General features: G+C 41.8%; 11 protein-coding genes and 1 pseudogene. 7 read left to right on the top strand and 5 right to left on the bottom strand.

Annotated elements, in window-relative coordinates:
- The 3 genes from ACOCD9_RS09450 to pap all read right to left on the bottom strand — a co-directional run.
- On the bottom strand, window positions 1-255 hold a 255-nt coding region (locus tag ACOCD9_RS09450; protein ID WP_419547213.1), incomplete at its 3' end, for a helix-turn-helix domain-containing protein.
- A 251-nt stretch (window positions 256-506) separates the two neighbouring features.
- Window positions 507-1,142: a phosphoribosylglycinamide formyltransferase gene (gene purN / locus ACOCD9_RS09445; RefSeq protein WP_287701727.1), complete on the bottom strand. Its 636-nt coding sequence runs from the start codon at window positions 1,140-1,142 to the stop codon at window positions 507-509.
- 282 nt (window positions 1,143-1,424) lie between these two features.
- On the bottom strand, window positions 1,425-2,918 hold the full coding sequence (gene pap, locus ACOCD9_RS09440) for a polyphosphate:AMP phosphotransferase (RefSeq protein ID WP_288141596.1): 1,494 nt from the start codon (window positions 2,916-2,918) through the stop codon (window positions 1,425-1,427).
- A 69-nt stretch (window positions 2,919-2,987) separates the two neighbouring features.
- On the opposite strand from pap, the gene galE reads away from it, so the two are divergent.
- Entirely contained in the window at window positions 2,988-3,986 is a 999-nt protein-coding gene (galE, locus tag ACOCD9_RS09435; RefSeq protein ID WP_104396786.1) for a UDP-glucose 4-epimerase GalE, read from the top strand.
- Window positions 3,987-4,115: 129 nt separating this feature from the next.
- Complete coding sequence (locus ACOCD9_RS09430; protein WP_287701722.1) at window positions 4,116-4,541, top strand: hypothetical protein; 426 nt, start codon at window positions 4,116-4,118, stop codon at window positions 4,539-4,541.
- Window positions 4,542-4,638: 97 nt separating this feature from the next.
- On the opposite strand, the gene ACOCD9_RS09425 is transcribed toward ACOCD9_RS09430, so the two are convergent.
- Window positions 4,639-5,610 (bottom strand): FkbM family methyltransferase, encoded by a 972-nt coding sequence (locus ACOCD9_RS09425; protein ID WP_287700050.1) that lies wholly within the window; start codon window positions 5,608-5,610, stop codon window positions 4,639-4,641.
- Between the two features lie 162 nt (window positions 5,611-5,772).
- On the opposite strand from ACOCD9_RS09425, the gene ACOCD9_RS09420 reads away from it, so the two are divergent.
- The 5 genes from ACOCD9_RS09420 to ACOCD9_RS09400 all read left to right on the top strand — a co-directional run bounded on the left by ACOCD9_RS09420 (window position 5,773) and on the right by ACOCD9_RS09400 (window position 10,351).
- Window positions 5,773-7,233, top strand: coding sequence for an MBOAT family O-acyltransferase (locus tag ACOCD9_RS09420; protein WP_287700049.1), 1,461 nt, complete (start codon window positions 5,773-5,775; stop codon window positions 7,231-7,233).
- Window positions 7,233-8,198, top strand: coding sequence for a hypothetical protein (locus tag ACOCD9_RS09415; protein WP_287700048.1), 966 nt, complete (start codon window positions 7,233-7,235; stop codon window positions 8,196-8,198). The genes ACOCD9_RS09420 and ACOCD9_RS09415 overlap by 1 nt, the downstream gene beginning before the upstream one ends.
- The gene (locus ACOCD9_RS09410; RefSeq protein ID WP_419547210.1) at window positions 8,195-9,457 is read left to right on the top strand and encodes an NAD(P)/FAD-dependent oxidoreductase; all 1,263 of its coding nucleotides are present in this window, start codon (window positions 8,195-8,197) and stop codon (window positions 9,455-9,457) included. The genes ACOCD9_RS09415 and ACOCD9_RS09410 overlap by 4 nt, the downstream gene beginning before the upstream one ends.
- A 250-nt stretch (window positions 9,458-9,707) precedes the next feature.
- Window positions 9,708-10,010 (top strand): toxin-antitoxin system protein, encoded by a 303-nt coding sequence (locus tag ACOCD9_RS09405; protein WP_231859686.1) that lies wholly within the window; start codon window positions 9,708-9,710, stop codon window positions 10,008-10,010.
- Window positions 10,010-10,351, top strand: a complete 342-nt coding sequence (locus tag ACOCD9_RS09400; protein WP_012268344.1) for a type II toxin-antitoxin system PemK/MazF family toxin — start codon at window positions 10,010-10,012, stop codon at window positions 10,349-10,351. The genes ACOCD9_RS09405 and ACOCD9_RS09400 overlap by 1 nt, the downstream gene beginning before the upstream one ends.
- 418 nt (window positions 10,352-10,769) lie before the next feature.
- On the opposite strand, the pseudogene ACOCD9_RS09395 reads toward ACOCD9_RS09400, so the two are convergent.
- Window positions 10,770-10,959: pseudogene (locus tag ACOCD9_RS09395) on the bottom strand (hypothetical protein); the annotation flags it as partial.

The following is a 10,959-nucleotide window of genomic DNA, read 5'->3' as shown; positions in this document are numbered from 1 at the left end:
TACAATCCGACATATAGTTGATTCTGATAGTTCCCAGCTTGTACCAATGTGAAAATATGTTCTATATTCTCGCCAATATTCTAACGTTACTAAAACTTGTTCTTCTATAGATAGTTTAGGTTTCGGTCTCCTTTTAGATGGTGAATTAGAGTCGGCTTCAACACTTTTTACTGATTCTACCATCTTTCTATATGTTTGTTTATAGACACCGAAACGGCGTTTGAATTGTTCATCTGATAAGTTTTGATAATCCATAATTTTGCTATGTTTATTAGCAAAATTATAGATGATTTCCTGACCTAAGATCACATTTTATTCTTTTTTCCACTTCAATCTAAGAATTGAGAAAAAAGCAAAGCCTTATATCATACCATAAAAAAATTATGCAAGAGGTCTAATAAGGGTGGTGTCTGATAATTTTTAACGCCTACCTACTTATTTAACGATTTGCCTTGAATTTTCGTTTTTTTGCCGGTATTCTCGCCAAGGAGTCGGGACATCTATCTCTACAGACCCAATTTCGCCGCTAAAGCGATCGCTACTGGGAAAATGCGATGTTCTTGCACTTGAATGCGTTCGTGGAGACTGGCCGCGGTATCATCCGGGAGAATGGGAACCACTGCTTGCATTAAAATTGGGCCACTATCTACCTCCGCGCGAGCGATATGCACAGTACATCCGGTCACTTTTACCCCCGCCGCTAACGCTTGTTCCACGGCGCGCACACCTTTAAAACTGGGTAGTAAACTAGGATGGATATTGATCACGCGATCGGGAAAAGCATCTAGTAAAACCGGGGTGACAATTCGCATCCAGCCCGCCATAATTACCCATTTTACGCCGTATTCCTGGAAAGTTTCCACTATTGCCCGATCGAGTTCTTCTCTGGGTTTAAATTGACGATGATCGAGGAAAACCGCAGGGATATTGTAGTGATCGGCTTTTTCTTTTACCTTGGCATCGGGATTATTGTAGATGAGGACAGAAATCCGGGCATTTAGCTGTTTTTTAGCGATCGCTGCCGCTAAAACAGCAAAATTGGAACCACTACCAGAAGCCATCACTCCTAAAGAGAGGGTTTCCTCTAGGGGAATATCGGCCAAACTGAGATCGGGAGAAATTAAACTGGGGGAAAAACTCATAAATTCAGTTATCAGTTATCAGATTTAAGTTATCAGATTTAAGTTTTAAGTTAATTAGTTAGTTATTTTCATCTTGATCCCCATTTACTGATCACTGTTTACTGTAGACCTCTTGCATAAATCCGAAAACAAACGATAGAAACAATAATGGGAGAGACTTTCAGTTAATTATTTATTAGTAGTTGATAATCTTCAAAAATGTTGCTGTACAAGGATCGACTTAAGACTTTTGCAAGAGGTCTTGTTTACTGTTTACTGTTTACTGATCACTGATTACTGATCCTATCCCCGTTGTTTCAAACCCGTTTCAATAGCGGCAATTACTGTTTCTATGACTTTAACGCGGGCGAAATACTTGTCATTTGCCGCCACAATTGTCCAGGGGGCGACGGGGGTGCTAGTACGGGCTACCATGTGATTAACTGCCACATGGTAGAGGGGCTGTTTTTCCCGATTGCGCCAATCTTCATCGGTGAGTTTATGTTGACGATAGGGGTTAGTTTGGCGTTCATTGAAGCGATTTAACTGTTCTTCGGGGCTAATATGTAACCAAAATTTGACTAAAACACAGCCTGAATGGGTTAATTGGGCCTCAAATTCGTTAATTTCTTGATATGCCCGCCGCCAGTCCATATCTTTAGCGAATCCTTCCACTCTCTCCACCAAAACCCGTCCATACCAACTGCGATCGAATATACCGATAGTTTTGGCTGCGGGTAATTTGCGCCAGAAGCGCCAGAGATAATGATAGCGATGTTCTTCCTCCGTCGGGGCAGCAAAGGCAATCACTTGATAACTGCGAGGATCGAGGGTATCGGTTAAGCGTTTGATCGCACCTCCCTTACCGGCGGCATCCCACCCCTCAAACAGGACTAAAACGGGAATATTTGCCTGAAAAATCTCTAATTGCAGTTTTCTTAATTCTACCTGTGCCTGACGCAAGCGGATTTTATAGTCTTCTTTTTCCAATTTGGCACTTAAGTCCACTCTCCCCAGATAATCGGGTTCCGTCGGCAGTAATTGGGCTTGGGGTGGTAGATTGACAGGGGGTTCGATCGGTAATTGGCGCTGATCCAAGGCTTGAGCGATCGTACCGACTAATTGGGAGAGAACTTTTACCCGGGCCCAACGTTGACAGTTGCCCTCCACCAATATCCAAGGGGCAGCCCCCGTGCTAGTGTAGGTAATCATTTCCTCGGCTAAACTGGCATACTCATCATAACGTTTGGCCTGTTGCCAATCTTCTGGACGCACGCGCCAAGATTCTAGCTCATTTTCGGCGTATTCTTTGATGCGTGACTTTAATTCCTTTTGACTGAGGTGAATCCAGAATTTAGCGATCGCAACCCGATCATCAGATAATTGTCGCTCAAAGGTGTTGATATCGCGCATGACTAGGGGAATCTGGGAGGAGGGCAATTTATTTAAGAGTCGATCCTCTAGTAGATGGGTGTACCAACTGTGATAAAAAATGCCGATACTGCCCTTTGCTGGCAGTTTTTGCCAAAATCGCCACAAAAACGGGTAACTTTCCTCTTGGGGGGAAGGGGTTAAAATTGGATGGACGGTAAAACCGCGCGGATCCATATAGTTAACCATTTTTTTGACTAAAGTTCCCTTCCCTGCCGCCGCCCAACCTTCCAAAACCACCACCACGGGTAATTTACATTCCCAACAGGACTTCTGTAGCGATCGCAGTTGTTGCATTAAATCTTTAATTTGTGATTGATAAGTTTCCTTGTCAAGGGAAAGAGATAGATCGAGGGGACTTAACATGATGGTCAAATAAAAGCAAAATTAGGGTATAAAGTTATAGACAAGTCAATTTCAAATAGGTATGATCGCGTGTCTCAAGTTAAACCTACCATTCTCGTTACTGGCGGTGCGGGTTATATTGGTTCCCATGCAGTTCTAGCGCTCAAAAATGCCGGTTATTCCGTCATCGTACTCGATAACTTATCCTACGGTCACGCCGAAATCATTAAGGATATATTAAAAGTTGAGTTAATTGTCGGTGATACTAGGGATCGATCGCTGCTGGATAATTTATTTGCTAGTCGTGATATTGCGGCCGTCATGCACTTTGCCGCTTTTATTGCCGTGGGGGAATCAGTCCAAGAACCGGCTATTTACTATCAAAATAATGTTAGTGGTAGTCTGACTCTTTTGCAAGCGATGATCGCCGCCGATGTGAAGAAATTTGTTTTTTCTTCCACCTGTGCTATTTATGGAATGCCCAAGGAAATTCCGATGACGGAAAATCACCCTCATCATCCCCTCAGTCCCTACGCTGCCAGTAAGGAAATGGTGGAACAAATTCTTAGGGATTTTGATTCGGCCTACGGTTTAAAATCGGTGGCTTTCCGTTATTTTAATGCTTCAGGAGCCGACCCCAGTGGTTTATTAGGGGAAGATCACCAACCGGAAACCCATTTAATTCCCCTGGCTTTATTAACTGCCCTGAAAAAACGGGATTCCCTGTCAATTTTCGGCACGGATTATGATACTCCCGATGGTACTGCTGTGCGTGATTATATCCATGTTAATGATTTGGCACAGGCTCACGTTTTAGGCTTAGAATATCTCTTAAATGGGGGCGAAAGTAATGTGTTTAATTTGGGCAATGGTAACGGTTTTTCTGTGCGCGAAGTGATTGAAACGGCGCGAGCGGTAACTGGTTTAGATATTCCCGTCATCGAAAGTCCCAGAAGGGCAGGTGATGCTCCCATTTTAATCGGCAGTAGTGATAAAGCTAAACAGGTTCTCGGTTGGCATCCCCAATATGCCGATCTCAAGGTAATAGTTGAACACGCCTGGAATTGGCATCAAAAAAGACACGCTTAACGGCGATCAAGTGCTAAACTTTAGTATTATCAGATTGAAAAGTTCTATCAGTCGATAACAGTAAAAAACTGCTAGAGGCTGATAGTTTACCGCTATAAGCTTCTCTAGAATCCTCTCGAATACAATGGTATGAATAACAAAATAATCTTAACATTTATAGGCTTGACTTTTTTAGCAAGTTGTGCTGATAGTAAACAGTTTCAATGTCAAAAAATCTATCGGATTGCCAACGAAGTGGCCCAAGAAACCAAATCCCTAACCAACGGTCAAGGGACAGAAATTGACCAAAAAAGTTGGCTATTAGCCGCCGATAAAATCGAACAGGCTGCGGAAAATATGAAAAAATTAGCAGTGAAGGATCCCGAACTAGAGAAATATAAAATCGCTTTCGCTCAAGTTTATGAAGATTATGCCACTGCCACTCGTGAAATAATTCAAGTTATCGAAACTCGCAATAAAAACGGGGCAAAATTAGCACAGGAAAAGGTAAGAAAAGCGGGACAATTAGAAAAAGAAACTGGCGAAGCTTTTAATACCTATTGTCAAGCACAGTAAAGCAGTTATCAGTTATCAGTTAGAAGGTGTTGGGTTTTTGGGGTATTAGTTAAAATTTCCCCATTTCCCTATCTCCCCATCACCTCACTCCTATACTTTAGGGTTTAATTGCATACAAAGTGCCGACATTTTTACTGCGAGGCATCCTAGAAAAGATTATAAAACCGAAGTCTTGCAGATGTTTTACTAAAGCATCGGGACCCTTTTTATGCCACTCCATCATGACAATTTTAATCTGTCCTAATTGACCGGTTGCCGCTAAAGAATCGAGGATTTCGTATTCGGAACCTTCACAATCAATCTTGGCAACTATATCGATGTCGGGATAGTCAGAGGTAATACCTTTAAACACATCGGTGAAAGGTTTAATAATTAAATCGGCTGTAGCGGTTTGTTTCGATGCAAAAGGTTTTAATTGGTTATCAATACCAGAAATACCAACACTAGCTTTAACACTGTAATCGTATTCGACTTGAATAATTTCATCACGAGCGCCGACTCCATAATCAAAAGCTTTAATCTTCTCCGCTAGATTGGGATTGAGGGCAAAATTTCTTAAGGCTTGGTCGTAGGTAGCCTTAAAAGGTTCGTAACTATAGACAGCTTTTACATTAACTCGATTGGCAAAAAAGAGACTAGCAAAACCCGTATTCATGCCAATATCGATCGCTACACAGGGCTGATCATAGAGGAAGTTATATACACCTAAAAGGAAAATTTCATGGGCGATATCTAAATCCTGTCCCGTCTCGATAATTAACTTAACTCCATCGATTTCGATAATTAATTCCTGTTGCTCATCGATATAAAATTGACAATCAGCCAGAGCTTTTAGTGCGTTAGCTTTGTTAAAAACTTTACTAACCAAAAGAAAATCCTGCTTATTTTTGCTTAAACTGATCCCTAAGGGTTTGTAAAAAAGTTGACCAGATTTAGCATCATATGCCACATAATTAGGATTAATATTATGCTCTGCCAACTGACTAGACCAATATTGATCGGCAATATGGGGATAAGTCTTAAATTGTCGATAGCGTTTATGTGCATCTAACAGTTTTTGATAAAGCATTGCTTGTCTAGCCTCGATTTTTTAGGATGGATGAAGGTAATTTTATGGACAAGTTTGACAAAGTTTGATAGGCTTGTCAAGAAAATCCCTCGTCTCTGAGCATCAGAAGTCAGGAAACCCATCTCAAACAAGGTAACACAGACCATCAGGAGTTAACACGCCTTGAATTACTCTGATTTTATATTTTGGTGGATATTAATCCTTTTTAGCGTTCCTTTCCTAACGGCACGCTACCTGGCGAAGTCCTTCAATCTCTGGCGAGGTGTTTTTGATGGGGTCGGATTAGCGGCACTGTCCCTGATCCTGTTTTACTACGCCAGCCGCACCAGTTTCCTCGTTTTCATCGTCTCCCTAGCCTTTAACTACATTATGGTCTGGCTAGTGCTGAAAATGAGCGGCTGGAAAGCGAATCTCCTGGCCACTATCGTTATCGTCATTGATATTCTCGTCCTCGCCTACTTCAAGTATTTCGGCTTTTTCGTCCAGGAAATCATCGGATTGTTCGTTTCTCTCCCCCCTAACTGGAAGGAACTTTCCCCAATTCCCGTGCCTAGCCAAATACCGCCGGGGGTATCCTTCTATACCTTCCAGATGGTGGCTTTCGTGGTGGACTCCCTGCGGGAAAAGAAAAAGAAACCCCTAGCCGTCCTCGATTATGTCAATTTTATCTCCTTTTTCCCCCAAATTGTCGCAGGTCCGATCGAGCGTCGCCGGGATTTATTGCCACAAATGGAGGGATTTCGCCTCAAATTTACAGGAGAAAACTTCGAGAAGGGTTTGCGTTGGCTTTCCCTCGGTTTATTTATGAAATTTGTCCTCGCCGATAACATTGCGCCCTACATCGAATTAGATAAGATGATCGACAATGCTTGGTATATCTGGTTTGAGGCCTTTTTATTCACCCTGAGAATCTATTTTGACTTCGGTGGTTATAGCTTTATTGCTGTCGGTTTAGCCTATTTTGTCGGGGTGAGATTAGAATTAAACTTTCTAGCCCCCTACACATCCCAAAGTATTAACGAATTTTGGCGACGTTGGCATATTACCCTTAGCACTTGGTTTCGGGATTATGTGTTTTTACCCCTGATGGGTTCCAATAAAAACTGGGCTCCTTTTTACCTATTCATTACCTTTACTCTCTCTGGTTTCTGGCACGGTGCGGCTTGGAATTTTATCTTTTGGGGTGCTTACCACGGGGCATTATTATTACTACTGCGTTATCTGGGCCGACCTTTCTATGCTTTTGTCGGGAAATACGTTTCTCAGCCGCAAATTGTCTCCTGGGCTTTAACGCAATTGGCGGTCATTTTTGGTTGTCTCTTTTTCATGGAGATTAACACCAGAAGACTAATCGGCAAAATGCTAGTTATTGCCAATCCTTTCAATTATTCCTTAGCTAATATCGGAGAGATTTTTAGTTCCTATAGTCTCAATCAAGGAGCAGTTTTAAGCGTCGCTTTAGTTCTTGGTATCATTGTTTTAATCCTCGAACATCTGGCTATCTCTCAGAAAAAGTTTGAATATGAACTATTGTTATCGCCTTGGCTGTCTAAAATATTGCTAGGTTTAACTATTCTCCTAGCTTCCACTAATACCGGTGACTTTATTTACTTTGAATTCTGATGAATACTAAATCTTTTAACATTTTCCCCTGGTTAGCCTCTCTGGGAGTCGCTTGGTCCCTCGGCTTTGTTTATAATGTCATCTACGGCGGCGAATTAAGCTGGTTGCGGATGATGTACGAGGAAAAATCAGCGATCGCAGCTAGTACCGAAGGACCGCGGCGTTTAATCGTCACGGCGGGATCGGGGGCGCATTATAGCATAAATTCGGAATTAATGGCCAAAGAATTGGGAATGCCCGTGGTTAACCTCGGTTTACAGGGGGATATCGGGTTAAATGTCATTGCCGCTATGATTCTCGAAAAAGCGCGCCAAGGAGACGTAATTCTGCTGATTCCTGAATATCTCATGCTCATGGATGAGGACGGTTTTAATCGCGGTGAAGGACTTTGGGGGTCCGCACCTTTTAGCGTCGCTATTGGTAAACCCGGGTTAGGTGGGATACCTTTAAAAACCATGATCGAGGATACTTGGTTATTAGGTATTCCGGGGATGCGTGCAGTCACTAAATCCACGGTTGATTTATTCACTAAAGGCAGAATGACGGGTTATCTTTCCGATCCGATTACTGACAGAGGCGATCCGACTATAGTTAAGGAAAAAACAGGGAAATGGAAATGGTGGCAAATGACCTTTGATACTCCTGCCTCTGCTCACTCGATTAAAGCTATTGAAAAACTCAAGAAAGATTTAGAAGCAAAAGGGGCGACTTTAGTGGTTTCTTTGCCCTGGGTTTATGCCAAAAATGATGGTAAAACCTTTGCTAATATTCGCAAATCTGCCGAAGAATTAAGTCGGGTTGTGCCAACAATTTATGACCCAAAAGACTTGAATATTAAGACCGATTCTACTATTTTTGCTGACACTCACTATCATCTTTTGCCCCCGGCGCAAATTATTCGTTCAGAACAATTAGTTTCGGAACTGAAACCTCTCTTAAACACAACTGAGAATAAAAATCCATGAATAGACCTATAACTAAGATTTGCATTCTGGGGGGGGGGTTTGGAGGGTTATACACGGCACTCGATTTGAGTGGATTAACAGCAGTAAAATCAGGTCAATGGCAAATAACTTTAGTCGAACCGAAAGACCATTTTCTCTTTACTCCCCTTCTCTATGAACTAATTACAGGAGAATTGCAACGCTGGGAAATTGCCCCCTCCTACCGTCAATTATTAACAGGAACTCAGGTTAATTTAAAAACTCAAAAAGCTATTAATATTGACTTAAACAATCATCAAGTATATTTAGAAAATGAGGAGGTTATAGATTATGATTACCTCGTTTTAGCGGTGGGAGTGCGGAATCGTTGGCCAGCTATACCGGGGTTAGCTGATTATGGGCTAACTTTTCGGAGTTTAGAGGATGTGGAAAAATTACAAACGGCAATTCATGACTTAGAAACTCAAGGAAAATCATCAATTAATTTAGCAATTATTGGCGGTGGTCCCAATGGGGTAGAATTAGCCTGTAAGGTAGCTGATGGTTTAGGAAAAAAAGGCAAAGTTCATCTAGTGGAAAGGAACGAGGAAATACTGCAAAACTTCCCTAAATCGGTGCGTGTTGCTTCCTATCGTTCCCTTTTAGCCAAGAATGTTAGTCTCTATTTAAACACGGGATTAAAGGAAGTTGCAGCTAATTCCATAACCGTATTTAAAGATCATACAAATGAGGTTATCCCCATTGATTTATTATTGTGGACAGCAGGAACCCAAGCACAAGATTGGATCAATAATTTAAATTGTCAGAAAACAACGCAAGGCAAATTATTAACCCGTTCCAGTTTACAATTAATCGACTATCCCGAAGTTTTTGCCCTTGGGGATATCGCCGAAATTTATCCGAGTAAACAAGTAGTTCCCGCCACGGCACAGGCAGCCTATCAAGCAGCCAGTGTAGTAGCCAAAAATATCTCGGCAGTGATTAGAAAAAAATCGCTCAAACCCTATTATTATCTCCATTTAGGTGATATGTTAACCCTGGGTAAACAATCAGCCCTTGTCTCCAGTTTTGGCATTAATATTACTGGTAGATTAGCCGATATAATGCGTCGATTTGTCTATATACTGCGTTTACCCAGCAAACGCCATCAATTGAAAGTGTTTCAACATTGGGCAAAAAAAATTCTTCTCCGACTCCGTTATTCACAGGTGTTATCTAATACTAAATCCGTTGAGTATAGGCTACATATCAGGAGAGGAAAAAGGCAAAAGGGAGAATAAATAATCAGTTTTTATAGCGTTTCCTGTTCACAAGAGGTACATTATCGATGTTAAAAAGCTTAATCAGCAAAGGTTTAAATGTGCCACACAGGTGTGAGAACCGCCATAGAACGAAGCAATAAAAACTAATTAGAGGAGCTGAAGTAGTTGCAAAGACTCAATATCTCTACGGTCTAACGTTCTGGTTGAGCGGCAGCAGATCGACCATAGCGATCAACGAAAAGCCTCTCAACTGTCCGCTCCAACCGGGTTGTTAGCCCTTACACAATTGGCTACAATAGCCCTAGACAAGCTACGAGAGAAAAGTATGCCTGAATTAAAAATTAGCATTAGTGAGGCTGCTCACAAAACGCTGTTAGCACTCGTTGACTCCTCTGGGGATACGCTCCCAACAGTATTAGACAAAGCCATCGAAAATTATCGCAGATATGTTTTTCTAGTTCAAGCGAATGAAGCCTTCGCCGCCTTAAGGAAGAATGAGACTTTATGGCAAGAGGAAATTTCTGAAAGGCAGACATGGGAGCAAACTCTCGCTGATGGAGTAGAAGGGTAGTGGCAGAAATTACCAGAGGAGAAATATGGCTAGCAGATCTTAATCCAGTAAGGGGGCATGAACAGGCTGGTAAGCGTCCATGTTTAGTGATTTCAGCAGACCTGTTTAATCAGGGTGCATCTGGCTTAGTTGTTGTTTTGCCAGTAACTTCTAAAGACAAAGGAATCCCTTTTCACATAAAAGTGGAACCCCCAGAGGGAGGAGTGAAAATGCCAAGTTTTATCAAGTGCGAGGACGTAAGATCAATCTCAGTAGAACGACTTGAGAAGCGATGGGGAACTGTATCCTCAGAAACCCTGGCATTGGTTGAAGACAGACTGAGAATCTTAATGGGACTGTAATGAAGATAGTTTCACCAATTTGCGCTCCAAGCCCAGGTTTTAGTTTGCATTCTTCCACTGTTCCAATGCCACCTTCGTGTGACTGTACCATTCTGAATTTGATTACGATTAGGCTTGCCCTCGTAACGCGCCGATAGACCAACCAGTGCCTTCGGCATCGCAACTAAACTCACAGCTTCAATCAATGGGCATGGTGCGTTCCCAAAAATCGATCGGTGGAGCAGTAGGATCCAGATTAGGGAACGCACCCTACAAGATCGGCGATCGCACCACCTAATTTTCAGGGAAAAAGTACCTGAATTTTCACCCCGATCATTCCAATGGCTGGCACTTTTTGAGGGTAAAAAAGTCTAAAAGTCTTATACAACAAGGTTTTTAGATTTATTCAGCAAACCCTAGTTAGACAGCGCAATTAAGTTCATTTATTAAGCTCGCCAAACTTAGCTTTTTTAAGCTTCTCATATTTTTTTTGCAACTCTCGAAAGTTATTTTCAACTAACGGGAAAATTTTTTCGGGAAACGGCTCATTTAGATCAATTGGATTAAATCTCTGAAGTTCTTTTATAGAACGAATTGTTTTATAAACCTCAACGTGCTTGATATACTTC

The sequence above is a fragment of the Microcystis sp. genome, assembly GCF_048564745.1.
Taxonomy (GTDB): Bacteria; Cyanobacteriota; Cyanobacteriia; order Cyanobacteriales; family Microcystaceae; genus Microcystis; species Microcystis ichthyoblabe_A.
Note: the sequence above shows the minus strand (reverse complement) of the source record. Positions and strands in the feature narration are given on the sequence as shown.